General features: G+C 52.3%; 21 protein-coding genes. 7 read left to right on the top strand and 14 right to left on the bottom strand.

Features of this window, described 5'->3' with window-relative positions; all coding sequences use genetic code 11:
- Positions 1-106: 106 nt before the first annotated feature.
- Entirely contained in the window at positions 107-442 is a 336-nt protein-coding gene (gene uspB, locus DT73_RS20445; RefSeq protein WP_036114327.1) for a universal stress protein UspB, read from the bottom strand.
- Between the two features lie 397 nt (positions 443-839).
- On the opposite strand from uspB, the gene uspA reads away from it, so the two are divergent.
- The gene (gene uspA, locus DT73_RS20450) at positions 840-1,283 is read left to right on the top strand and encodes a universal stress protein UspA (protein ID WP_036114329.1); all 444 of its coding nucleotides are present in this window, start codon (positions 840-842) and stop codon (positions 1,281-1,283) included.
- 57 nt (positions 1,284-1,340) lie between these two features.
- Here uspA and rsmJ read toward each other — a convergent pair whose 3' ends face one another.
- Positions 1,341-2,096 carry a 16S rRNA (guanine(1516)-N(2))-methyltransferase RsmJ gene (rsmJ, locus tag DT73_RS20455; protein WP_036114332.1) on the bottom strand — a complete coding sequence of 252 codons (756 nt, stop codon included), beginning with the start codon at positions 2,094-2,096 and terminating at the stop codon, positions 1,341-1,343.
- 8 nt (positions 2,097-2,104) lie between these two features.
- Entirely contained in the window at positions 2,105-4,147 is a 2,043-nt protein-coding gene (gene prlC, locus DT73_RS20460) for an oligopeptidase A (RefSeq protein ID WP_036114388.1), read from the bottom strand.
- A 243-nt stretch (positions 4,148-4,390) separates the two neighbouring features.
- On the opposite strand from prlC, the gene DT73_RS20465 reads away from it, so the two are divergent.
- Together DT73_RS20465 and gorA are read left to right on the top strand one after the other, a co-directional pair.
- Positions 4,391-5,233 carry a 23S rRNA (adenine(2030)-N(6))-methyltransferase RlmJ gene (locus DT73_RS20465; protein ID WP_036114336.1) on the top strand — a complete coding sequence of 281 codons (843 nt, stop codon included), beginning with the start codon at positions 4,391-4,393 and terminating at the stop codon, positions 5,231-5,233.
- Positions 5,234-5,335: 102 nt separating this feature from the next.
- Entirely contained in the window at positions 5,336-6,688 is a 1,353-nt protein-coding gene (gorA, locus tag DT73_RS20470) for a glutathione-disulfide reductase (RefSeq protein WP_036114339.1), read from the top strand.
- A gap of 111 nt (positions 6,689-6,799) precedes the next feature.
- Here gorA and fghA read toward each other — a convergent pair whose 3' ends face one another.
- The 9 genes from fghA to DT73_RS20515 form a co-directional block, all read right to left on the bottom strand.
- Complete coding sequence (fghA, locus tag DT73_RS20475) at positions 6,800-7,630, bottom strand: S-formylglutathione hydrolase (protein WP_036114342.1); 831 nt, start codon at positions 7,628-7,630, stop codon at positions 6,800-6,802.
- Positions 7,631-7,699: 69 nt separating this feature from the next.
- Complete coding sequence (locus tag DT73_RS20480) at positions 7,700-8,812, bottom strand: S-(hydroxymethyl)glutathione dehydrogenase/class III alcohol dehydrogenase (RefSeq protein ID WP_036114346.1); 1,113 nt, start codon at positions 8,810-8,812, stop codon at positions 7,700-7,702.
- A 200-nt stretch (positions 8,813-9,012) separates the two neighbouring features.
- Positions 9,013-9,288 carry a metal/formaldehyde-sensitive transcriptional repressor gene (locus DT73_RS20485; protein ID WP_036114349.1) on the bottom strand — a complete coding sequence of 92 codons (276 nt, stop codon included), beginning with the start codon at positions 9,286-9,288 and terminating at the stop codon, positions 9,013-9,015.
- A gap of 132 nt (positions 9,289-9,420) precedes the next feature.
- Positions 9,421-10,428 (bottom strand): LacI family DNA-binding transcriptional regulator, encoded by a 1,008-nt coding sequence (locus DT73_RS20490; protein WP_036114351.1) that lies wholly within the window; start codon positions 10,426-10,428, stop codon positions 9,421-9,423.
- A 26-nt stretch (positions 10,429-10,454) separates the two neighbouring features.
- Entirely contained in the window at positions 10,455-11,873 is a 1,419-nt protein-coding gene (locus tag DT73_RS20495) for a sucrose-6-phosphate hydrolase (RefSeq protein WP_036114353.1), read from the bottom strand.
- The gene (locus DT73_RS20500; protein ID WP_036114356.1) at positions 11,873-13,243 is read right to left on the bottom strand and encodes a sucrose-specific PTS transporter subunit IIBC; all 1,371 of its coding nucleotides are present in this window, start codon (positions 13,241-13,243) and stop codon (positions 11,873-11,875) included. The genes DT73_RS20495 and DT73_RS20500 overlap by 1 nt, the downstream gene beginning before the upstream one ends.
- 77 nt (positions 13,244-13,320) lie before the next feature.
- The gene (locus DT73_RS20505) at positions 13,321-14,856 is read right to left on the bottom strand and encodes a carbohydrate porin (RefSeq protein ID WP_036114390.1); all 1,536 of its coding nucleotides are present in this window, start codon (positions 14,854-14,856) and stop codon (positions 13,321-13,323) included.
- Between the two features lie 188 nt (positions 14,857-15,044).
- A complete protein-coding gene (locus DT73_RS20510) occupies positions 15,045-15,956 on the bottom strand; it encodes an aminoimidazole riboside kinase (RefSeq protein WP_036114359.1) in 912 nt (303 codons plus the stop codon).
- A 185-nt stretch (positions 15,957-16,141) separates the two neighbouring features.
- Positions 16,142-17,722: an STY4199 family HEPN domain-containing protein gene (locus tag DT73_RS20515; RefSeq protein ID WP_036114361.1), complete on the bottom strand. Its 1,581-nt coding sequence runs from the start codon at positions 17,720-17,722 to the stop codon at positions 16,142-16,144.
- Between the two features lie 214 nt (positions 17,723-17,936).
- Between DT73_RS20515 and DT73_RS20520 the strand changes: the two genes are divergently transcribed.
- Positions 17,937-18,488, top strand: coding sequence for a GNAT family N-acetyltransferase (locus tag DT73_RS20520; RefSeq protein ID WP_036114393.1), 552 nt, complete (start codon positions 17,937-17,939; stop codon positions 18,486-18,488).
- 28 nt (positions 18,489-18,516) lie between these two features.
- On the opposite strand, the gene DT73_RS20525 is transcribed toward DT73_RS20520, so the two are convergent.
- Positions 18,517-19,275, bottom strand: coding sequence for an SDR family NAD(P)-dependent oxidoreductase (locus DT73_RS20525; RefSeq protein ID WP_036114396.1), 759 nt, complete (start codon positions 19,273-19,275; stop codon positions 18,517-18,519).
- 119 nt (positions 19,276-19,394) lie between these two features.
- Between DT73_RS20525 and DT73_RS20530 the strand changes: the two genes are divergently transcribed.
- The 3 genes from DT73_RS20530 to DT73_RS20540 all read left to right on the top strand — a co-directional run bounded on the left by DT73_RS20530 (position 19,395) and on the right by DT73_RS20540 (position 22,954).
- Entirely contained in the window at positions 19,395-20,300 is a 906-nt protein-coding gene (locus tag DT73_RS20530; RefSeq protein ID WP_036114364.1) for a LysR family transcriptional regulator, read from the top strand.
- A gap of 68 nt (positions 20,301-20,368) precedes the next feature.
- Complete coding sequence (gene yhjD, locus DT73_RS20535) at positions 20,369-21,358, top strand: inner membrane protein YhjD (protein ID WP_051691491.1); 990 nt, start codon at positions 20,369-20,371, stop codon at positions 21,356-21,358.
- Positions 21,359-21,628: 270 nt separating this feature from the next.
- On the top strand, positions 21,629-22,954 hold the full coding sequence (locus DT73_RS20540; protein ID WP_036114367.1) for an MFS transporter: 1,326 nt from the start codon (positions 21,629-21,631) through the stop codon (positions 22,952-22,954).
- Positions 22,955-23,001: 47 nt separating this feature from the next.
- On the opposite strand, the gene pdeH is transcribed toward DT73_RS20540, so the two are convergent.
- Entirely contained in the window at positions 23,002-23,775 is a 774-nt protein-coding gene (gene pdeH, locus DT73_RS20545; protein ID WP_036114370.1) for a cyclic-guanylate-specific phosphodiesterase, read from the bottom strand.
- Between the last annotated feature and the right edge of the window lie 235 nt (positions 23,776-24,010).

Raw genomic sequence — 24,010 nt, forward strand, 5'->3', positions numbered from 1 at the left:
TTGGGTGACACCCTCTGGTTCTGTGCGGAAATGAGGATTGTCATCGGCCATAAGCGGGCTGTAAGGCCCGCTTAATCTTACCCTTTCAGCGCACATTCCATTCAGCTCAGTGCCAAATAGCCAGGCCGACCAGGCTCACAATGACTAACCCACACAGCGAACTTGTCAGGATAAACTGGCGGCGAACCCGTTCACAGCGGCGAATAAATTCATCGTCATGATGGTCTGAATACCGTCTGGCATAAATGTATCTCACCAGGCGCATTTGTTTGCTTGGTTGACCATGTGATGTGAAGAACCCACCACCATCAACGTACTGATACAGTAAAGGATCACAGCCTCGTAGCACCACCAGTAACGCACGTAACGATGAGAAGTAACGCGCCATATTGATGACACATACGACACACAACGCCCAAAACAACGCAATGGTGCTGATCATACATCCTCCCCGGCGATTTTCCGGCCACTCCGGACAATATCGCTCCCCAAAAACAGACAGTCAGCAAAAGGGTCAGTGAGCTACAGGCGCCCAGCCATAATAGGTATATCGGCATGCCTTATTAAATAGTGTAGGTCGCAGGTTGTTTTTTTTTCCATACAACAAACCGATAACAACTGCACAAAACAGGTAATTGATTGTTATATATCAACCTGGCGCAAATTGACTGCGTGACTGTCGCGCTATAATGTAGTTAAGGATTCAGTACCTGAGGTCATTACGCTGGAAGTCGCTCCCGTAAACCAGCCGGGCTGGTACGGGCGCACAGGAGACCAAAATTGCCTGGGTTGTTCTCCTGTCCATGTGTTCATCGACAGCTTATGGAAGGAATAACATTATGGCTTACAAACATATTCTGATTGCGGTAGATCTTTCTCCGGAAAGCAAAGTTCTGGTTGAAAAAGCGGTATCCATGGCCCGCCCCTACAATGCGAAAATCTCGCTGATCCACGTCGACGTAAACTACTCAGACTTATATACAGGTCTTATTGATGTGAACCTGGGCGATATGCAGAAACGGATCTCCGAAGAAACTCATCACGCTCTGACTGAATTGTCCACCGGCGCAAACTACCCGATTACTGAAACCCTGAGTGGCAGTGGTGATCTGGGCCAGGTTCTGGTGGATGCCATTCGTAAATATGACGTTGACCTTGTGGTATGCGGCCATCATCAGGACTTCTGGAGCAAACTGATGTCTTCAGCGCGCCAGCTTATCAATACTGTTCATGTCGATATGCTGATTGTGCCGCTCAATGACGACGACGACGAAGAAGCATAACGGGTAATATGCCTTAAACATAAAGCGCACCCTTGCCACTGCGGCAAGGGTGTTTTTTCAGGCGAGTGGTGTTCCGGGGTAAATATCAAAGCGGTGGTTTTTGGTGGTGATAGCGGAACGGGTTTCGACACCTGCCAGCGCCGGGGCATAATCCGGGCGTTTCACGACCACCCGTTTAGTTGCCAGCCGTTGTGCAGGGGCCAGCAACGCATCAGCATCGTCGTCTGCGCCCACCAGTGACTGAAACACCCGCATCTCTTTTTTTACCAGTGCACTTTTTTGCTTATGGGGATACATCGGGTCGAGGTAAACCACCTGCGGGCGGGGTTCCAGCCCTTCCAGTGCTGTCAGGCTCGAACCGTGGATCAGTGCCAGCCGTTCACGCAACCAGCCACCAATTTCCGGGTCCTGGTAACCACGATTCAGGCCATCATCCAGCAAAGCAGCCACCACCGGGTGGCGTTCCAGCATCCTCACATGGCAGCCGACAGAGGCCAGCACAAAGGCATCGCGCCCAAGCCCTGCTGTCGCATCCACTACATCAGGTAAATAGTCACCTTTCACGCCAACCGCTTTTGCAACCGCTTCCCCTCGCCCGCCGCCAAATTTGCGCCGGTGAGCCATCGCGCCAGCAACAAAGTCGACATAAATACCGCCAAGCTTTGGCTCATCCCGCTTGCGTAATTCCAGGTGAGAAGCAGTCAGTACCAGTGCCATGGCATTATTTTCATCGTGGGTTAACCCCCAGCGAGCCGCCAGAACAGATAAGGCGCCGGAATCGGCGCCTGTTTCAGCTAACAAACAAATGTTCACTGTTAATCTCAGCCCTGAATACCGTAATGGTGCAGCATGGCATCCAGTTGTGGTTCACGGCCACGGAAGCGTTTGAACAGTGTCATTGGCTCTTCGGAACCGCCACGGCTTAAGATGTTTTCCAGGAAGGACAGACCAGTCTCACGGTTGAAAATACCCTCTTCCTCGAACCGGGAAAACGCATCCGCTGCCAGGACATCGGCCCACAGGTAGCTGTAATAGCCCGCAGCATAGCCGCCAGCAAAGATATGGCTGAAGGCATGCGGGAAGCGCCCCCACGCCGGAGAAGGCACCACAGCCACCTGTTTTTTGATTTCTGCCAGTGTTTCGAGAATTTTTGCCCCCTGTTGCGGAGAAAACTCAGCATGCAGGCGGAAATCAAACAGGCCGAACTCAAGCTGGCGCAGAATAAACATCGCCGCCTGGTAATTTTTCGCCGCCAGCATTTTATCCAGCAAAGACTGTGGCAGCGGTTCACCGGTTTCGTAATGGCCAGAAATAAATGCCAGCGCTTCCGGTTCCCAGCACCAGTTTTCCATAAACTGGCTTGGCAGTTCGACTGCATCCCAGGGCACACCGTTGATTCCGGAAACACCCGCGGTATCAATACGTGTCAGCATATGGTGCAGGCCATGCCCGAACTCATGGAACAACGTCGTGACTTCATCATGGGTAAACAGGGCCGGTTTGCCATTCACCGGGCGGTTAAAGTTGCAAGTCAGGTAAGCAACGGGTTTTTGCAACGAACCATCGGCTTTACGCAGTTGGCCCACGCAGTCATCCATCCACGCACCACCCCGTTTGTGCTCACGGGCATACAGGTCGAGATAGAAACTGCCACGCAGGTCGCCCTGCTCATCATAGAGTTCGAAGAAACGTACATCCGGGTTCCATACGTCCACATCATGGCGTTCTTTCGCGGTAATACCGTAAATGCGTTTCACTACTTCGAACAGGCCATTTACTGCCTTGCTCTCCGGGAAATAAGGGCGCAGTTGTTCGTCGCTGATACTGTAGAGGTGCTGTTTTTGCTTCTCGCCATACCAGGTGAGATCCCACGGGTTCAGTTCTTCCACACCATAATGCTCACGGGCGAAAGCACGCAATTGAGCCAGTTCCGCTTCACCTTGAGGGCGTGCGCGTTTGGCTAAATCGGTCAGGAAATCCAGCACCTGCCCGGTGTTTTCCGCCATTTTGGTTGCCAGAGATTTTTCGGCATAACTACCAAAGCCCAGCAGCTCAGCCAATTCGTGGCGCAATGCCAGGATCTCTTCCATGATTGGCGTGTTATCCCACTTACCGGCATTTGGCCCCTGGTCAGAAGCACGCGTGCTGTACGCGCGGTACATCTCTTCACGCAACTCTGCGTTATCGCAATAGGTCATTACTGGCAGGTAGCTCGGGATATCCAGCGTCAGTAACCAGCCATCCTGCTCTTTCGCTTCTGCCTGAGCTTTGGCCGCAGCCAGCGCGCTTTCTGGCATCCCCGCCAGTTGGGATTCATCGGTAATCAGTTTGCTCCAGCCCATGGTGGCATCCAGCACATTATTGCTGTAAGCCGAGCCCAGTTCAGACAACCGTGCCGCAATCTCACCATAGCGTTTCTGTTTGTCTTTCGGCAGACCAATACCGGACAATTCAAAGTCTCGCAGTGCGTTATCCACTGCTTTTTTCTGTGCCACGCTCAGGCTGGCGTAATGTTCGCCATCGCGCAGGTTGCGATACGCCTGGTACAGGCCTTCGTGCTGCCCAACCCAGGTGCTGTATTCGGATAACAACGGCAGGGTTTGTTCATACGCCGCACGCAATTCCGGGCTGTTTTTGACCGAATTGAGGTGGCTTACCGGTGAGAAAATCCGCCCCAGCCTGTCGTCGGTTTCCGCCAGTGGCTGGCACAAATTATCCCATGTCCAGGGCGCACCCTGCGCCACCACCTGCTCAACTGCGGCACGGCAGGCGCCCAGTGCGTCGGTTACGGCTGGCACAACATGTTCAGGCTTGATTGCAGAAAACGGCGGAAGAGTAAAATCGGTAAGTAATGGATTGGTCATAGCGCAGTCCCAAATAAAGTGAGGCGTGTTGCCACACGCACTCTGGTGTTCCTGAATTGTCCACATCTCAAATAACCCAGCAGCCTTACAAGCCACAAATCACTGGTATTATCAGGATATACATTAAGGTATAGCATGGGGGCGTAACCTGCTCATTTCAATACTGGCCCGCACCTTTCACGTCGCTACCACTTTTCCGGTATACTGAGCGATTATTGTCAGACATCCTGGACTCCCGCAATCATGCTTAGTTACCGCCACAGCTTTCACGCTGGCAACCATGCCGATGTGCTAAAACACACGGTTCAAAGCCTCATCATTGAGTCGCTTAAAGAAAAAGAAAAACCGTTCCTTTACCTGGATACCCACGCCGGAGCCGGGCGCTATTTACTTAGCAGTGAACAGGCGGAGCGCACGGGTGAATACCTGGAAGGGATTGCCCGCGTGTGGGACTGCCCGGATTTGCCTGAAGCCATGGCACCCTATATCAACGTAGTTCGCCAGTTGAACACCAACGGAAACCTGCGCTATTACCCGGGCTCCCCACTGATTGCCCGTGAGTTACTGCGCCCGCAGGACAGCCTGCAACTGACTGAGCTGCATCCCAGCGATTACCCGCTGTTACGTACAGAATTCAGCAAAGATGACCGTGCACGAGTGGCACGCGGTGACGGTTACCAGCAACTGAAAGCAAAATTGCCGCCTGTTTCGCGCCGTGCTCTGGTGCTGATAGACCCGCCTTACGAAATTAAAACGGATTACCAGGCAGTGGTAGAAGGTATTGCCGAAGGCTACAAACGCTTCGCCACCGGGGTGTACGCGTTGTGGTACCCGGTAGTACTGCGCCAGCAAATTAAACGCATGATCCACGCGCTGGAAGAAACCGGCATCCGCCGTATTTTGCAAATCGAGCTGGCTGTGCGCCCGGATAACGATCATCGTGGCATGACAGCGTCAGGTATGATAGTGATAAACCCGCCGTGGAAGCTGGAAGCGCAAATGGCAGAAATTCTGCCCTGGCTTCATGGCAAACTGGTGCCAGAAGGTACTGGTCACACGGCACTGAACTGGATTGTGCCCGAGTAATCACTGATTGGAGTGATTGGTGGCATCATTGCAGGTCCAAACGGATACTGTTGGCCTGTTTTCACTGCGCAGGCATAACCGCGCACTAAACTAAGGAACCCCATGAGCAAACATTACGACTACATCGCGATCGGCGGCGGCAGCGGCGGTATCGCATCCATTAACCGCGCCGCTATGTATGGCCAGAAATGTGCCCTGATTGAAGCAAAAGCGTTGGGCGGAACGTGTGTGAACGTGGGTTGTGTCCCCAAAAAAGTGATGTGGCACGCCGCGCAAATCGCAGAGGCCATTCACCAGTACGGCCCGGATTATGGGTTTGATACCACAGTGAATAACTTCGACTGGCAAAAACTCCTTGCCAGCCGTAGTGCTTATATTGACCGTATTCATGCCGCTTATGACTCGGGTTTATCAAAAAACAAAGTCGATGTGATTCACGGCTTTGCCCGTTTTGTTGATGCCAAAACCGTCGAGGTCAATGGCGAAACTTATACGGCAGACCACATTCTGATTGCCACTGGCGGCCGTCCGAGCTACCCGGAAATTCCGGGCGTAGAATACGGTATTGATTCCAATGGGTTCTTTGAGCTCGAAGCACTGCCCAAACGGGTTGCGGTGGTGGGTGCCGGTTATATTGCCGTGGAAATTGCCGGTGTGCTGAACGGGCTGGGGGCTGAAACCCACCTGTTTGTACGCAAACACGCACCACTACGCAGCTTTGACCCAACCATCGTGGAAACGTTGGTTGAAGTGATGGCCGCTGAAGGGCCGCAACTGCACACCCAGGCTATTCCCAAATCGGTACAGAAAAACAGCGATGGCAGCCTGACACTGCACCTTGAAGATGGCCGCAGTTGCGAAGTTGACTGCCTGATTTGGGCCATTGGCCGTGAACCGGCGACAGATACCTTTAATCTGGCCGTTACCGGCGTGGAAACCGATGCAAAAGGCTACATTAAAGTGGATAAATGGCAGAACACCAGTGTGCCAGGTATCTATGCGGTGGGCGACAACACCGGCCATGTCGAACTGACACCCGTTGCTGTTGCCGCAGGCCGCCGCCTGTCTGAACGCTTGTTTAACAACAAGCCAGATGAGCACCTGGATTACACCAATGTGCCTACCGTCGTCTTCAGCCATCCACCCATTGGTACTGTCGGGTTAACCGAGCCACAGGCGCGTGAGCAATATGGCGACGACCAGGTGAAAGTGTATAAATCCGGTTTCACCGCTATGTATACCGCGGTAACACAACACCGCCAACCGTGCCGCATGAAGTTAGTCTGCGTGGGCGAAGAAGAAAAAATCGTTGGTATTCATGGTATTGGTTTTGGTATGGATGAAATCCTGCAAGGCTTCGCTGTCGCCCTGAAAATGGGGGCCACCAAGCAGGACTTCGATAACACTGTTGCCATTCACCCAACAGCGTCTGAAGAGTTTGTGACGATGCGTTAATCACGCCTGTTTCACACTTTTCTGATAAACAAAACGCCAGGTCATCAGCTACCTGGCGTTTTTATTGCGCATCAATCAGCGTGAGAAAACTTCCCACGCTATGCATCCCCACTACTGGCACAAATGCTTCGCGTGCCAGGCGATATGCTCACCAACAAACGTGGAGATAAAGTAGTAACTATGGTCATACCCGCCCTGCAGGCGAATCGTATGCGGCAGGTTTTGCTGCTCACAGGCGGTTTTTAACAGCCCGGTTTTCAGTTGCTCTTCATAGAAGTTATCGCCCAGCCCCTGATCCACCAGCAGGTCTTTTACCCGGTGGCCGCTGTTGATTAACGCCACCGCGTCATACTGCTGCCAGGCTGCACGGTCTTCCCCCAGGTAAGCGGAGAATGCTTTCTCACCCCAGGGAACCTGGGTGGGTGCAACAATAGGCGCAAAAGCAGACACACTGCAGAAAGCTTGCGGGTTACGTAATGCCAGCACTAACGCACCATGCCCACCCATTGAGTGACCAAACACACTACGTTTATCCACTACCGGGAAGGAAGCCAGCACCAGCGCATGCAGTTCATTCAGCACATAGTCATACATCTGATAATGGGGCTTCCAGGGCGACTCGGTCGCATTGAGGTAGAACCCGGCACCCTGCCCTAAATCCCAGGCAGCATCATCGGCAACACCTTCACCGCGGGGGCTGGTATCTGGTGCCACCAGCACCACACCATGCTCAGCGGCATAACGCTGCGCACCTGCCTTAGTAATAAAATTCTGCTCGTTGCATGTCAGCCCGGAAAGCCAGTACAGCACCGGGCAAGGAGCCTGGCTTGCCTGAGGAGGCACAAATACCGCGAACTGCATGGCACAATTCAGAGTATGCGAATCATGGCGCCATACTTGCTGTAAACCGCCACACACCCAGTGTTCTTCAACTTTTTGCATCCGTTTTCTCCTGTTTCCGTGATGTCAGCAGCCGGCGGGAGACTGTTAACCGCCCGCCAGGCAGGTGCATTAATCGTAATGAATAACAGAACGGATAGATTTCCCTTCATGCATCAGGTCGAAAGCAGTGTTGATTTCGTCCAGCGGCATCGTGTGGGTGACAAACGGTTTCAGTGCGATTTTACCGCGCATTGCATCTTCAACCATGCCAGGCAGCTGGCTACGCCCTTTCACACCACCAAAAGCAGACCCCTTCCATTGACGGCCAGTAACTAACTGGAATGGGCGAGTAGAGATCTCCTGGCCTGCGCCAGCCACACCAATAATTACAGACTGACCCCAGCCACGGTGCGCACTTTCCAGCGCAGCACGCATCACTTTCACGTTACCAATACATTCAAAAGAGTGGTCAACGCCCCAGCCTGTCATTTCAACGATCACTTCCTGAATGGGCTTATCGTAATCGTTAGGGTTGATGCACTCTGTAGCACCGAACTCTTTAGCCAGCTCAAATTTAGACGGGTTGGTATCAATAGCAATAATCCGCCCGGCCTGCGCCTGGCGTGCCCCCTGCAGAACCGCAAGACCGATACCCCCCAGGCCAAACACAGCCACAGAATCACCCGGCTGAACTTTTGCCGTGTTATGTACGGCACCAATCCCGGTGGTTACACCACAACCTAACAGGCACACCTGTTCATGGTTGGCCTGCGGGTTAATTTTTGCGAGGGAAACTTCAGCCACAACAGTGTACTCACTGAATGTGGAGCACCCCATGTAGTGATAAACCGGTTCGCCGTTGTAGGAAAAACGGGTGGTACCATCTGGCATCAGCCCTTTACCCTGAGTGGCGCGCACTGCGGTACACAGGTTAGTTTTACCGGATTTACAGAACAGGCACTCGCCACATTCAGCGGTGTACAGTGGAATAACGTGGTCGCCAGGCTGCACACTGGTCACCCCTTCACCCACTTCAACCACTACACCGGCACCTTCGTGGCCCAGTACCACCGGGAAAACCCCTTCCGGATCATCACCAGAAAGCGTAAAGGCATCGGTATGGCAAACGCCGGTATGGGTAATTTTGATCATCACTTCGCCTGCACGCGGTGGAGCAACATCCAGCTCAACAATTTCCAGCGGTTTACCAGGACCAAAAGCAACAGCGGCACGAGATTTCATGTAGGAACTCCACTTATCAAAAAGGCACAGCGTAGCGCTGCAAAGCAGCCCGGATATCGTTATGAATGGCTGCGACACAAGAAAGGATAGCCAGGCTATCGCATGATGGGGTGAGTATAGAACATATACCCCTACCGGGTATACACATTACAAGAAAAGCATTAACAAAAAGAATACAAGCTACTTATATTTAAGGAAAATTATTTAAAATAAGAGCGCACAAGCTTTGCCAGCCCATCAATATCGGCCCCGTTTTCACTCTCTTCGCGCAGTTTTCCGGCAAATTCTTCACGGATATAGCTGTCCAGAATTTCGGCCATCAGGCTGTTCATAGCACCACGCACAGCGGCCATCTGCATCAGTATTGGTGCGCAATCTGTGCCTGCTTCCAGTGAACGTTGAATGCCTTCGCACTGACCCTGAATGCGCTTAATACGGTTAAGAGCACGTTTTTTATCTTCAGGTGAATGTGGCACAGGCTCTCCTATACGGGATGGGGGTATATTGAATGTAGTCTAACACGGAAATACTGACCAGCGAGTTTTCTGTTTACACCAGAAATAAAAGTTGCGTGATGTGGCGCCCGCTGGTTACCGGGCGCATTGCCACTAACCGTGCCGCCACTGAATGGATGCAGGCAGGCGTCGCTGGTGTGGTGTGGGCTCCTGGCTGTCCACTAACTGGGTGATCATTTCAAAACAGTCACCCGCCAGTTGGCGGCAATCCTGTTGAATGGTATCGATGCGCACTGAAAGAGAATCATACAGGTAATGGTCATCGAAACTGGCCAGGTAAATATCGCTGTCCAGTAAATTATGCTGGCTCATATAACGGAGCACCCCTTCGAGCAAACCACAGGCAGCGACGAACAAGGCCTTCGGCGGCCTTCCCAGCCGGGCGCACAGCGTGGCAAACATTTCATAACCACTGCTGGGGTGGTAATTACCATGAATAATCCATTCCGGGCGCAGTGCCACTCCCGCCTGTTCCAGCCCTTTACAGAACCCTTCCAGCCGGTCTTTGGTCGGCGATAAACGCGGCTGCCCGCCAAGGAAATAAAACTCGTCGGCATACTTACCTGCCACCCGGGCAACCAGCTCCGCTGTGGGCGAGACAGAATCGGTCATGACCAGTGGCAAGGTGGTGTCGCTCATATGGCGGTCAAACAATACAACCGGTAACTGCTCACTCAGTTTTTGGTAATCCGCATCATTGAGCATGCTGGAAGCCACAATGATGCCATCCACCTGGCGTGCCACCAGGTTGCTCACCACTACCGCTTCCTGACCGGGGTTTTCATCGGTACAGGAGATAAGCAACTGCAACCCGGCTTCACGGCACAAGGTTTCCAGTTCATAAGAAAAAACAGCGAAGCCGTAGTTGGTGATTTCCGGCACCACCAGGCCCAGGGTGTGGCTGCGGCTGTCGCGCAGCAGGCGGGCGTGAATGCTGGGCTGGTAATGGTGTTGCTGGGCAACAGACAGCACACGTTCGCGTGTTTCCTGTGCAACACGCAATTCCTTACCCCGGCCATTAAGCACCAGGCTGGCGGTCGCTTTCGAGACACCCGCCAGGCTGGCAATATCACTGATGGTAATACGTTTGGTTTTTCTCACGGCAGCGAATTGGTTGATGTAAAACCCTATTCTACCATGCAGGCGCGTAACGACCAGTAGCGTGCCTGCAGTTCTGCTTCTCCGGAAAAAGAGAGTGTTGCTGGCTGTGCCGGAAAATAACGGCTACTCATTACGCCTTCACCCTGGTTAATGAAAATCTCTACGCTTGAATGGTCGCACAGAATCTGCAACCCGGTAGCTGGGGCATTCCAGTACCGATACTGCCACTCACCGTTTTCCAGGCTACGCCGGGCGAGGCATAATTCACCGTCACTCCAGGTCAGCACCAGGTCGTCATTGCCAAAATGCAGGGTGGCACTCTTCCCCGGAGTACGGCTCAACAAGATCTCCAGCCGCTCCGCCGGGATTTCGGGGGCCTGCGACGCCTGCCCTTGCCAGCCAGATTCCGTTTCGCGCAACATCTGCAATTCAGTGACTGGCTGTTGGAATAACCGCCCTTGCTTCAGAGAAAGCTGGCGCGGGCAGGTCATCTGGTGGATCCACCCTTGTTTGATGGTGGGCTGGCGCATTTCTTCACCGTCCGGTACGCCCATCCAGCCAATTAACAGCCGCCGCCCGTCTTCCGCCAGTGCAGTTTGTGGGGCATAGAACTCAAAACCGGCATCCAGCTCTGCCAGTGGGCCATGGTGGAAGGTTGCGCTGCCGGCCTGCAGAGTGCCGCACAACCATGCTGCAGGGTAAGTATTCAGAAAGCGTTTTTCTTGCTTTGCGACGCCCTGTGGGCAGGCGATTAACACATCCTGCCCATCCAGGTGAAACAGATCCGGGCATTCCCACATATAACCTGCTTCGCCCAGGCCACCCAGGCCACTGCCAGCAATTTCACCAGCCAAAGTCCAGTCAGTGAGGTTGCAGGAATGGAATAACAACACCTTGCCTTGCTTGTGTTTATCCTGCGCTCCCAGCACCATGTACCAGGTGTCACCCTGTTGCCAAACTTTCGGGTCGCGCACATGCCCGGTGTACCCTTCAGGCAACGCCAGAACCGGGCCTGTTTTATCAAACCCACCCTGGGCATTTTCTACCGCCAGGCACTGCCAGGCAGTACGGCTGCCGTCGTCAAACTTTACGTTACCGGTGTAGCACAGGGTTAATTGTCCCTGGTTATCCACAGCACTGCCGGAATAGCACCCACTGCGGTCATAGTCTTCCCCTGGCATCAGCGCGATGGGAGCATGCTGCCAGTGCACCAAATCCGGTGAACGCCAGTGCCCCCAGCTTTTATTTTGGTGGCTGCAACCCAGAGGGTTCCATTGGTAGAACAGGTGGTATTCACCCTGAAAATGGATAAACCCGTTTGGGTCGTTCATCAGCCCGGTAACCGGCGCAAGGTGCCAGCCCGGGTAGTGAGGGTCTTTCAGTGCCCGGGGCTGGCCCTGCATAACTGCCTGCAAAAATGCAGGCAGCAGAGAAGAAGAAGTCATTATTGTGAGTCCGTTTTGTATTTCAGTAACAAGGACACCAGGAACGCACTAACAAATGCGATAGCCATTCCAATAATATAATTGAGCAAAGAACCGGCCTGCACAATTGCCATCCCCGGCAGCCCGGTAAGGCCTACCGCGGTCATATAAACATGCACGGAAACCACCCATGCGCCACCCAGCGCACCACCAATCAGCCCGGCAATAAACGGCTTAACAAAGCGCAGGTTAATACCAAAGATAGCCGCTTCGGTAATCCCCAGTAAGGCGGAAAAAGCGGAAGGAAGTGTAATGGCTTTAATTTTCGCATCGCGGGTTTTAAACCACACGGCAAGACACGCACCGCCCTGAGCCACGTTAGACATCGCCCAAATGGGCAACAGGAAGTTCACCCCAACAGACGGGTCGCCCAGCAGGCCGGCTTCAATCGCGTGAAAACTGTGGTGAATACCGGTAATGACGATGATGGAATAGAGCCCGCCGAACAGTAAGCCTGCCAGCCACCCGGCATGGGTTATCAGGGTACTGAGAACGAAAGTAATACCGTCACCCAGCGCACGGCCTGCCGGACCGATAAGCAACAGCGCAACAAAACCCGAGATAATCACGGTCAGGAAAGGTGTGAGAATGAGGTCCAGTGCATCCGGAATCACCCGGCGTAACTGTTTCTCCAATATGCTCATAAACCACACGGCCAGCAGTACCGGAAACACAGTACCCTGGTAGCCAATCATGGCAATTTCGAGGCCGAAGAAGTTCATGGTATGGAAACCGGCAGCCACGCCCCAGGCATTAGTCAGCGCAGGGTGAGTCAGTATCCCGCCAAGGGTCGCCCCCAGATACGGGTTGCCACCAAATTCACGGGCGGCGGTAAAACCTATCAAAATCGGCAGAATGATAAAGGCAGCTGAACTGAACATATCCAGCATGATATACAGCGCGTTATCGGGCTGTACCCAGCCGTAGGTTTTCACCATCCCCAGAAGCCCCATCAACAAACCAGAAGCAACAATGGCAGGGATAATAGGCACAAAAATATTGGATAACAGGCGGGCAATACGCTGGAAAGGATTTAACTTTCTGGCGGCCAGTGTCGCGGCCTCAGATTTGCTGGATTCACTGACTCCGGCAACGACAACAAATGCGGCATAAACCTTGTTGACTACCCCAGTACCAAAGATAATCTGCAACTGACCGGCATTGCGAAAACACCCTTTTACGCCGTCAACTTTTTCAATCGCGGATGTATCTGCTTTGGCGTCATCAGCCAGAACCAGGCGCAGGCGTGTTGCGCAATGAGCCGCACTGGCGATATTTTCCTTGCCGCCGATCAAGGGTAATAACGACCGGGCAATCTGTTCAAAGTCCATGATGACCTCTGTGTTTATTGTTGTTAATCGTGGTTTAAGGCCTTCAGGCTGAGCGTCCTCCTAAAGGCCCATGCCTGTCAGAACCAGGTTTCCATCTGTACGCCGAAGTTCCACTCGCCACCGGCGGTAAAGCCATTACTGCCAAAGCTGTCGCTGCTGGAGTAGTTATCCAGGCGATGATCCCAGTCCATCCATGTTGCGAACAGGCGCAATTCAGGACGTTTGAGGAACTCACCCACATCACTGGCTTTCAGCGTTGGCGCCACTGTCAGTTTGTAGAAGTTGCCACTTACTGCATTACGGCTGTTATAGCCTTGCGGGCGTAAGTCCATATACTGGTAAGTGGTTTCATACTGCATTTCAAAGTTTTGGGTAAATTCCTGAATAAAGCGCAGGTTCAGTGTGGCCCACTGGTAGCTGTCACCTTTTACATAGCGGTCTTTGCTGGTTTGTGCCAGCACAGCAGGGGCAATGTGCCAGCCATCACCTAAAGAGGTCATCCCGTAGCTTGCCAGCCGCCAGGTATTGGCTTCTGGCAACAGCGCGCCGTCAGCCCCGATGGTTTTCACTTCCGCACCCAGGCCATGGCCGTACAGCAATGCCGTTTTTGATGTGCCATCACGCAGGCCGTAGAAGCTGTCGTTATGCAACCCCAGTAAAGCGTGGACACCGGTATTGGCGGCGTCTTTCTTCACCAGGTTATCGTCAATATCGCGCCGTTCATCATTGTCTTTTGCCCGCATACCGCTGACCATTAACTGTACCGGGCCCATATAGTTATTCAGGGTCAGGATATAGTTCTGTGCGGTATTTTCGCTATTCTCGATATCGCCGAAGGTACGGCCATACAAAGAGAAGTTACTCCGCGCATTATCGCTCCAGGCCATGTCATAAATCCCGGCTCCAGTCCCGGCCAGGAACACAACATCAGAGTCAATCCAGTGGATGTCAAAGTTGTCGCGGTCAAAGCGTTTACCGGCCCATACTGTGCTGTCTTTGAACGCACCACTGAACGTGGGCAAATGGCCGAGTTCGGTAAAGGCCTGGCGCACGTTGAGGTCACTGGAAGAGGCTGTCCAGTCGTTATAGGTTCTTTGCCCGTCAGCCAGCATCACTTTAAAGCGAGTAGTTGCGCCATTGGCCAGGGTCTGCTTGTGTTCCAGGTTCATTTCCAGGTAGGTGTCTGGCTCATTACCGAGGCGCCCCACGTGCCCACCCGTTTCCCCGGCTGGCGTAAAGGTTGGGCCACCCTGAGTTTTCGCGGCAGAGTCATTCATCAACAAACCAGAACGGGCATATCCATGAAATTCAAAGCCATCACTGGCGTTGTTTTTTTCTTCCAGACGAGCAGTACGCTGCTGCGTTTGTTGAGCAACCGCCTGAGCCTGTACAACTGTTGCCTGGGTTTTCTGTTGGGTTGCCGCCAGGTTTTTCACCTGTTGTTCTGCGGCCTCGGCCCGGTGTTCAGCTATATCCGCACGGTGTTCTGCTGCCTGTAAGCGCTGCTCCATTGCGGCAAGCCGTGCTTCAATGCTGGTTAAGTCCGTATCGGCGAAAGCGGTCTGAGAGCCGATCAGCAAGCCAATGCTTATTGCAAGAATGCTTTTTTTCATCATGGTGAGGCTTTCCTGAAAGAGAGGTATCATCATTTTTTGCTAACTTGCTAAACCGGTTTAGGCCTGAATCATAATCATGTCAGAATTTGCCATGCAACATATTCTGCTAAACCGTTTTAGTCATTGTGACAAGCTTCGCAAATCGGGCTGACAGACAGCCCGCAGAGGTACTCAGGAAACCAGGTTTACAGGCAGTGACGGAAAGGTAATGCAGTCATAGCGCCTTTGGCAGTTGTTGCCAGGGCACCACAACGCTGGGCGGTCGCAATTAATGGTGCCAGTTGCGGCATGTTTTGTGGGAAGCCATCGCGTGCCAGCCCCCACAGTAACCCGGCAACAAACGCATCACCGGCGCCAGTGGTATCAATGCTTTCCACAACCTGAGCCGGGTAATGCTGAACCGCTCCCCCAAAGCAGGCCATAACGCCTGCCCGCCCCTGAGTCACCAACAACAACGGAATGTGGTAATGCGCAGCCAGCGCCTCCGGGCTCTCTGGCGCGCCAGGTGAAGCCATAATAAATGCCAGTTCCTCTTCGGAAAGCTTAACCACATCGGCCAGCGCCAATGCTTTGCCAAGGCATTCCCGCAATAAAACCGGGTCAGGCCACAAGTCTTCGCGAATGTTGGGATCAAAACTTACTCGCCCTCCCGCCTGGCGAATTTGTGCCATTGCCGCAAATGTTGTGCTGCGGCTGGGCTCAGCGGAAAGCGCAATGGAGCACACGTGCAACCACTCATTTGCGGCCATCACCGGTAAATTATTCTGTGAAAGGAAAAGATCGGCACTGGGCCGGACCATGAAAGTGAACGTGCGCTCGCCCTGATCATCGAGAGCAACCACAACTGTTGAGGTGCGTTGCTGTGGGTCGAATGTGAGGCACTGGGTATCAACTTGTTCTGCCTGCAGTGTTTGCGCCATAAAATGACCAAACGGGTCATCACCCACCCGGCCAATGAAAGCACTTTTCCCTCCGAGCCTTGAGATACCCACCGCAACATTGGCAGGCGCGCCACCCGGGCATTGCAATAAACGGCCTGCTCCATCAGGCAGCAGGTCGACGACCGCATCGCCCAGCACCCATACTTTTCCAGACATGTTTTATCCTCATAAATTGTGCTGGCTAAACATTAAATTAAACCGGTTTAGCAAATCAATTCATTTTTAGCGAAGCCTGCCTGGCAAAAAATTTATGAGTTAGCTGAACGCCGTGGTTATCTGAAGTAGAAGAAAAACAGTAAGCAGCGAGGCGTGCTATTCACACGCCCGCCAAAGAATGAAGATTACCGAATGGTGTCGTAAATTTGCTCATGAATATCTGACCACTTAACAGCACCACCAGCGCCAGATCTTTCGCGCTGCAGTGCCTGAAGCCATGCCTGATGCTCCTGTTCAACAACATCATTTTGCCAGCAGAAGGTTTCCAGGAAGGTTTTACGCATAGAGGTTAGTGATTCCCCACGCGCCATTGCATCACTGATAGTGCTAATCATCCGGCGGCAAGGTTCCGGTTCATCCATCTGGGAACGAAAGTTAATTAACAGTTCCAGCATGTCACGCTGGTCTTTTGCCAGTGGTTGCTCAGCCCATGAAGCCTGCCAGGTCATACCGCCTTCAAGGAACTGCCGCACCACTTTGCGGTCACCGCGCACAATTGCCGAACGAAAGTTTTCCGGGGTCCAGTCTATACCCTGGTGTTTTAGCTCCAGGCGCGGGCCGGTGACATCGCCAGAAGGTGCATTTTTCATAAATCCTACATAACGTTCGCCCATCAGCTTGCCGTCGTTCTGGTTATCACGATTAAGATGGGTAAGCAGAAAAATACCCACACCGAGTATTGCCACCAGAGCTACGCCCACAGCAGACCACAACACAGTCGCCAGCAAATTGACCGGTTCAGATGCCACATCCGGGGCTTTGTATTGTTCTTTTTGCAGGCTGTCCTGCACCGCACCGGTATCGGTACCGTTTTTTTGGAAGAACTGCCCAAGCTCTGCCGGGTCGGCATGCTGAAAAGCTGAAGGGTCAACTTTAGTGCGGCCTTCCCGGTATGCTTTCTGTACCGGTTCAGTGATTTCGCCAACATAATTTTCCAGCAAGGCAAGCTGGACAGCAGACAAAGGCTGGCGGGCAACTACCTGGTTGCGCATCAGGCGGATTTCATCAAGAAATGCCTGCAATGTTTTGCGCTGGTCCACCAAAAACCCCTGGGAGGACGCATTAAAAACCGGGGCATAAAACCGGTTGAATTCCCGTTTATCCACCAGCACAGACGCCAGTTCGCTGAACATCAGGCCACTGATAATGTCACCTTTATCGCCCTGTGACTGGCTGCGTTTCACGGCACTTACACCCAGTAAAGTCGTCAGGTGCGTGGAGAGTTTAGCTTTGTCCGGCCAGGCTCGGCTGATGAGCTGGCGCAGCATCAGTTCCACAGCACGAATCTGCGCTTTTCCCTGAAACTGGGTTTCTGCGTCGCTGGCAGGCAATGACGCGGTCCATTTCAATGCGGGCTGTTTCTCGCGCATTTTCTCCAGCCAGGAAACATAACGCAGAGCGGCAATAACCTGGTGTGGCGTAGCCGATTGCGCACTTTCATTGGTGGGTACCAACTGCTGGAAGTGACGCAGCAGTAGTGTGAACTGTGACATCCCGGCATCGTTAAGCTTCAGGCGCTTACCGATTTCCGCCCAACTGCCCAGGCTGGCGCGGGCCTGTTCAAGCTGTTCAAAGAACCATTCAGGGCCACTCCCCGCCAATGGCTTGTAATTCAGCAAAGCGAGGATTTGTACCGACGCTTCGTCAGAGATTGCCAGGCAGTGAGCCAGTGTGTCTTTCAGCGCTTGCGGGGATGGGGTTGTCATAATCGTCCTTAGTGTATAAAACCGTGGCCCAAGACAGGCTTAAATAATAGTTATCGGTATTTATTCAGGTTTATTCAGCGTCAAACGGAAAAACTGTGGGGTCAGGAACACTATTTGCGACAAGTAAAACGGCGCGGTGTTGAAATCGCTCCAGAAACATGGGAGAAGAAAGTTAATGTATTCCACAAATCTTCTGGGAAAAGGCACATTTGCTATGCCGGGCTCGTATCCTGACACGCTGGTTCTCACAACTCCCCGGCTGGTAATGCGGCAACTCAGTGCTGCCGACTGGCCATTTTACTTGTCCCTGCAATCTAACCCGGCGGTTATGAAATTTATTAGCGATCCCCGGAATGAAGAGGCTGCCCGGGCTGGTTTTGACACCCGGTTGCCACACTGGCAACCGGGAAGCCAGCACTGGTTGTGCCTTGTTATTATGCAGCGCGCCTCAGGAGTACCTGTTGGGCTTACTGGTTTTTTACCTGACGGAAACGCACAGGCTGAAGTAGGTTTTATGCTCAGCCCGGACTGGCACAGGCAGGGTTATGGCTATGAATCGCTCCAGGCGGTGGTGAAATACGGGTTTACCACCCTCGGGTTACATAAGTTAACCGCAACGGTTACCGCGGGTAATCAGGGGAGCCGGGCGTTGTTAGAAAAGGCAGGTTTTTGCCTGGAAGGAACACGGCGGGAAAGTTACTGGCTGGGTGGAGAATGGCGTGATGACTGGTTGTTTGGGTTGCTGGCGCGGGAGGCCGCCCTCTGAGTATTTTACCAGAGGGCAACACCCTGAATTACAGGAACATGCCGCCAGATACTTCAACACGCTGCGCTGTCATCCAGGCCAGAGAGTCGCTCAATAAAGCAACAATTGCATCACCGATATCATCTGGCAAACCCACCCGGCCCAGAGCCGTCTGGCTGGCAATAAACTGGTTCATATTGCTGTTATCACGCACATTACCACCTTCAAAGTCGGTTTCAATCGCACCGGGGGCAATGCAGTTAACACGAATACGACGCGGCCCCAGCTCTTTTGCCATATAGCGGGTCAGCACTTCTATCCCGCCTTTCATGGTGGCATAAGCGGAATAACCCGGTACGGAAAAACGCGCCAGCCCACTGGAAACATTCAGAATAGCGCCACCATCGCGAATAACCGGTAACAGCGCCTGGCTCAGGAAAAATGGCCCTTTCAAATGGAGTGCCATCAACCCATCAAAAACAGCCTCAGTAAACTCGCCAAAAGGCGCACTGCTGCCAGTTCCGGCATTGTTGATTAAATAATCAATCTGTGAGCACTGCCATTGTGAATGCAGTGCCTCTGTCAGGGTTTCCACAAAGGCAGGGAATTGAGAACTTTGGCCAACATCTAACTGAATAGCTTTAACTTTGACGCCTTTTTCGGCTATCTCCCGCAAAGTTTCCTCTGCCGCCTGTTGGTTGCTATGCCAGGTAAAAATAATATCAATTCCGGCACTGGCAAGCTTCAGCGCAGCATTTTTCCCCAGCCCACGGCTCCCACCGGTTATCAAAGCAATACGTTGTGTCATCATAAACCTCATCTTTGTCTGTTGTGGTGTCGAAATACAGCTTATTAGCTGCTATAAAAACAATAAATGTAACGAAATACACATCACTGTTTCATTTATAACAACAATAGAGCAAAAACATGGATAAAATTCACGCAATGCAATTGTTCCTGCGGGTTGCGGAACTCGAGAGTTTTACCCGTGCCGCAGACACTCTGGGTTTGCCCAAAGGTAGCGTGTCCCGCCAGATTCAGGCGCTGGAAAATCAACTGGGCACCCAATTGCTGCACCGCACAACACGTCGTGTCAGCCTTACCCAGGACGGCATGGTTTACTACGAACGTTGCCGGGATGTTCTGGCGAACCTTGATGAAATGGATGGCATGTTTCAGCATGACCCGCGCAGTATTAGCGGGCGCTTGCGCGTAGATTTGCCCGTAGATATCGCCAGTAAAGTGGTGATTCCCCGCCTGCCGGTATTTTTACAACAATACCCCGGTATTGAGCTGGAGCTCAGCAGCAGCGACCGCCTGGTGGATGTTATTCGTGAAGGGTTCGATTGCGTGTTACGGGTTGGCGGGCTAAAGGATTCAGGGCTGGTTGCGCGCCCACTGGGAAAAATGGTGGTTGTTAACTGTGCCAGCCCGGATTACCTGGCACGTTTTGGCTACCCTTCAACGCTTGAAGACTTGAGCAACCATGCATTGATTCATTACACAGTGAATCTGGGCACACGCCCCACAGGGTTTGAATACGTTGACGACAAGCAGTCACATCAGGTCAAGACGGGCGGTATTCTGACGGTAAACAGCACCCAGGCATATAAAGATGCCTGCCTGGCGGGCCTGGGCATCATTCAGGTTCCGCGCGTAGGGGTAAGAGAGTTTTTACGCCAGGGGAAATTAATTGAGATTCTTCCACAATACCGGGCAGAACCCATGCCTGTATCCCTGATTTACCCGCACCGGCGCAACCTTTCACGCCGGGTACACTTGTTTATGAACTGGTTAAACGAAGTTGTGAAAAGTTATCTGGAACAGCCCTGAGCTATACTACAACCAATGAGCCCGACCGGCCGGGCTCACGCATTCAGCTATTAATTGAAGGGAAACGCATGTCTGTACCGGAAAACCGCCCAAATACCGGCGACTCATCTCAGCAATCATCCTCCACCCGCGCGGCGAACGGTGCGGTAGATAAAGCGATGTCGGCAGTAAACCAGGCAAGCCGTAACCCGGTGGTGGCACACTTACTGCGCGCGGCAGAGCGTTTTAATGACCGTATGGGCAACCAGTTTGGCGCTGCCATCACCTACTTTTCATTTTTATCACTGATTCCGGTATTAATGGTGTCGTTTGCTGTTGCCGGGTATGTACTGGCGTCACACCCCACACTGCTGGAGGATATTTTTACCCGCATCCTCAATAATGTCAGTGATCCCACCCTGGCAAGTACACTGAAAAGCACTATCAACACCGCCGTACAACAGCGCACAACCGTGGGCCTGGTTGGGTTGTTGATTGCGCTTTATTCCGGAATCAACTGGATGGGCAACCTGAGGGAAGCGGTAAGGGCTCAGTCACGGGATGTCTGGGAACGTAATCCTCAGGACAAAGAAAAAATTTGGGTGAAATATTTACGCGACTTCACGGCACTGACAGGGTTGATTATTGCTCTGGTGGTCACGCTGTTTATTACCTCTGTTGCCGGCTCGGCCCAAACGCTGATCATTCGCCTGCTGCACCTGGATGCACTGACCTGGCTGAAACCCGCCTGGCACATGATTGGGCTGGCTATTTCAATTTTCGCCAACTACTTGTTATTTTTCTGGATATTCTGGCGATTACCCCGCCACCGCCCACGCCGTAAGGCGTTAATTCGCGGTACCCTCATCGCCGCGGTCGGTTTTGAAGTGCTGAAGATTATTATGACCTATACCTTGCCGAAACTGGTCAGTTCGCCTTCCGGTGCAGCCTTTGGCTCCGTGCTGGGTTTAATGGCGTTCTTTTACTTCTTTGCCCGCCTTACGCTGTTCTGTGCCGCATGGATAGCCACAGCACAATACAAAGATGATCCTCAAATGCCAGGCAAATCACGAAATTAATGCTGCCTTTCCCGCCATTTTTAGCAATAAATGGCGGAATGACAGATAAATAGCATATAACACCAGTCCGTAACTTTTATTTAACCAAAATCCAGTTTTTTATTCTATTTTTTACAAATTGAAAAGCATGTAACATAAGTTTTCTTCCCAGCATAAACATTATCCACTTTTCGCCTGTTTTTTCACCAGCAGAGCTACCTTTGCGCCGTTGAAATGTCACTTTTGCTGTGCCTAATATTGCTGTCCACACGTCGTAAATAAGAAAAAATTATGCAAGCTTCCGTCACAACAACTATCGATACTGAAAATCAGGAGACTCCGGTTAACTCACGCGGCAAAGTGGTAATTGCATCACTTATTGGCACTGCAATCGAATTTTTTGATTTCTATATTTATGCCACCGCAGCCGTTATTGTCTTCCCACATATCTTCTTTCCGCAGGGCGACCCAACCGCGGCAACACTACAATCACTGGCAACCTTTGCTATTGCGTTTATTGCCCGCCCTATTGGTTCCGCACTGTTTGGCCACTTTGGTGACCGTGTTGGCCGTAAAGCAACGCTGGTTGCATCGCTACTGACTATGGGTATTTCTACTGTGCTCATTGGCCTGTTGCCCAGCTATGCCAGCATTGGCGTGATGGCACCGCTGCTGCTTGCTTTAGCGCGCTTTGGGCAAGGCCTGGGGCTCGGTGGTGAATGGGGTGGAGCCGCACTACTGGCGACAGAAAACGCACCGGCGAAAAAACGTGCACTTTATGGTTCTTTCCCCCAGTTAGGTGCGCCAATTGGCTTCTTTTTTGCCAACGGCACTTTCCTGCTGCTTTCCTGGTTGCTCACCAATGAGCAATTTATGGCGTGGGGCTGGCGTATTCCGTTTATCTTCTCGGCTGTACTGGTGCTGATTGGCCTGTATGTGCGTGTTTCATTGCATGAAACGCCAGTATTCACAAAAATTGCCAAGGCCGGGAAACAAGTGAAAGTGCCGCTGGGGCGCCTGTTGAGCAAACACCTCAAGGCGACGATTCTTGGCACGTTCATCATGCTGGCAACCTACACGCTGTTTTACATCATGACAGTGTATTCAATGACATTCAGCACTTCGCCAGTGCCTGCAGGACTTGGCTTCCCACGCAATGACGTGTTGTGGATGCTGATGATGGCGGTAATTGGTTTCGGGCTGATGATTCCTGTTGCCGGGATCATTGCAGATAAATACGGGCGCCGGAACAGCATGATTGTCATAACCAGCCTGATAATTCTGTTTGCGCTGTTTGTATTCCCGAAACTTCTGGGCTCTGGCAACGAATCACTGGTAATGCTGTATTTGTTCCTTGGGCTGAGCCTGATGGGGTTAACTTTTGGGCCGATGGGGGCATTACTGCCTGAGCTGTTTCCAACAGAAGTACGTTATACCGGGGCATCTTTCTCCTATAACGTTTCTTCTATTCTTGGCGCATCGGTAGCACCTTATATTGCCACCTGGTTACAGGCTAACTATGGTTTGTTGTATGTCGGTTTCTACCTGGCGACCATGGCCGTTCTGACACTGATTGCACTGCTCCTCACCAAAGAAACTCGTCACCAGTCACTCTGATAAATAAGCTGGCTAACAGCCGCAGCAAGCTTCACGCTGCGGCTGAATCAGACCAGCTGTAGTAAAACATGTTCCAGGTTATTGAAAGGTTGAGGCCGGGAAAGGAAATAGCCTTGCGCGGCCATCGCCGGAGAAGCCTGTACTGCCCGCCACTCCTCTGCTGTTTCCACGCCTTCAACAATCACACCATTACAATAACGATTCATCAGTTGCAGTAAGAGGGTGAACAGATTGCGCCCTTCAGCTGTTTTGCGCAGCATAATGAACAGCTCACGCGCCACTTTAATGTAGTCGTAACGCACTTCACTGAGCGAAGAGAAGTTTGCCATGCCCGTACCAAAATCATCCAGCCACAGAGGGCCAAACTCCGGCATACCGGCCAGAGAGGCATTGCTGGGTAAACGAATATGTTCGACCAGCTCAAAGCGAATCCACGGCAGGCGGGCGATACGCGCCAGCATAGCGGGCTCCTGGCGAATAGCCAGCAAGGTTGGCCCGTCGATGTTAACTGAAGCCAGAATATTAAATCGCAGGAAAAGGCTCTCCAGATGTTCCAACAGGCTGAGCTGTTCCCGCACGACTTCAACTCGTTGTGCTGTGGTAATTGCAGCAAAATAGTGATCCGGCGGCACACGCCTTGATGCATCTTCCCGGTCAGTGATTGCCGTTAACATTTCGACCGCCATCAACCTCCCGGAAGTCCGGTAGATCGGCTGAAAAGTGTAAGCACGTTCACACGCCGACCACAAGCGTTGAGCCTGTCCGCTTTCTATATTCGCTTCAGGCGTATACAGCCGGTGGGTGATTTGCTTTAAATTCATTGTTAATGACATCCTGTATAGACGAGTATAAAGGCAGAGCCTTGTCACTCGGTTATCGGCGGAGCGCGGGATAACTTTACGCGCGTTTTCCAGGCAAGTGACGCAGGGCACGCATGCGCGGTAGCCCCAATACTGTGCGATGTCAAATTTTTATCGAAACGTCGTTTTAAAACGTTTGACTGATTTTCAATCGGGCCGCACACTAAAGGCAGTCCCTCCAATCAGGTTCCAGAAT

The sequence above is a fragment of the Mangrovibacter sp. MFB070 genome, assembly GCF_000705335.1.
Classification (GTDB): Bacteria; Pseudomonadota; Gammaproteobacteria; order Enterobacterales; family Enterobacteriaceae; genus Mangrovibacter; species Mangrovibacter plantisponsor.

What these genes read in the sequence shown, in the direction of transcription:
- fghA (WP_036114342.1), bottom strand. Translation starts at nt 7,630, where the DNA reads ATGCAAAAAGTTGAAGAACACTGGGTGTGTGGCGGTTTACAGCAAGTA.
- DT73_RS20495 (WP_036114353.1), bottom strand. Translation starts at nt 11,873, where the DNA reads ATGACTTCTTCTTCTCTGCTGCCTGCATTTTTGCAGGCAGTTATGCAG.
- DT73_RS20505 (WP_036114390.1), bottom strand. Translation starts at nt 14,856, where the DNA reads ATGAAAAAAAGCATTCTTGCAATAAGCATTGGCTTGCTGATCGGCTCT.
- gorA (WP_036114339.1), top strand. Translation starts at nt 5,336, where the DNA reads ATGAGCAAACATTACGACTACATCGCGATCGGCGGCGGCAGCGGCGGT.
- DT73_RS20465 (WP_036114336.1), top strand. Translation starts at nt 4,391, where the DNA reads ATGCTTAGTTACCGCCACAGCTTTCACGCTGGCAACCATGCCGATGTG.
- uspB (WP_036114327.1), bottom strand. Translation starts at nt 442, where the DNA reads ATGATCAGCACCATTGCGTTGTTTTGGGCGTTGTGTGTCGTATGTGTC.
- DT73_RS20520 (WP_036114393.1), top strand. Translation starts at nt 17,937, where the DNA reads ATGCCGGGCTCGTATCCTGACACGCTGGTTCTCACAACTCCCCGGCTG.
- DT73_RS20525 (WP_036114396.1), bottom strand. Translation starts at nt 19,275, where the DNA reads ATGACACAACGTATTGCTTTGATAACCGGTGGGAGCCGTGGGCTGGGG.
- pdeH (WP_036114370.1), bottom strand. Translation starts at nt 23,775, where the DNA reads ATGAATTTAAAGCAAATCACCCACCGGCTGTATACGCCTGAAGCGAAT.
- DT73_RS20515 (WP_036114361.1), bottom strand. Translation starts at nt 17,722, where the DNA reads ATGACAACCCCATCCCCGCAAGCGCTGAAAGACACACTGGCTCACTGC.
- DT73_RS20510 (WP_036114359.1), bottom strand. Translation starts at nt 15,956, where the DNA reads ATGTCTGGAAAAGTATGGGTGCTGGGCGATGCGGTCGTCGACCTGCTG.
- yhjD (WP_051691491.1), top strand. Translation starts at nt 20,369, where the DNA reads ATGTCTGTACCGGAAAACCGCCCAAATACCGGCGACTCATCTCAGCAA.
- DT73_RS20500 (WP_036114356.1), bottom strand. Translation starts at nt 13,243, where the DNA reads ATGGACTTTGAACAGATTGCCCGGTCGTTATTACCCTTGATCGGCGGC.
- DT73_RS20540 (WP_036114367.1), top strand. Translation starts at nt 21,629, where the DNA reads ATGCAAGCTTCCGTCACAACAACTATCGATACTGAAAATCAGGAGACT.
- DT73_RS20480 (WP_036114346.1), bottom strand. Translation starts at nt 8,812, where the DNA reads ATGAAATCTCGTGCCGCTGTTGCTTTTGGTCCTGGTAAACCGCTGGAA.
- DT73_RS20530 (WP_036114364.1), top strand. Translation starts at nt 19,395, where the DNA reads ATGGATAAAATTCACGCAATGCAATTGTTCCTGCGGGTTGCGGAACTC.
- prlC (WP_036114388.1), bottom strand. Translation starts at nt 4,147, where the DNA reads ATGACCAATCCATTACTTACCGATTTTACTCTTCCGCCGTTTTCTGCA.
- uspA (WP_036114329.1), top strand. Translation starts at nt 840, where the DNA reads ATGGCTTACAAACATATTCTGATTGCGGTAGATCTTTCTCCGGAAAGC.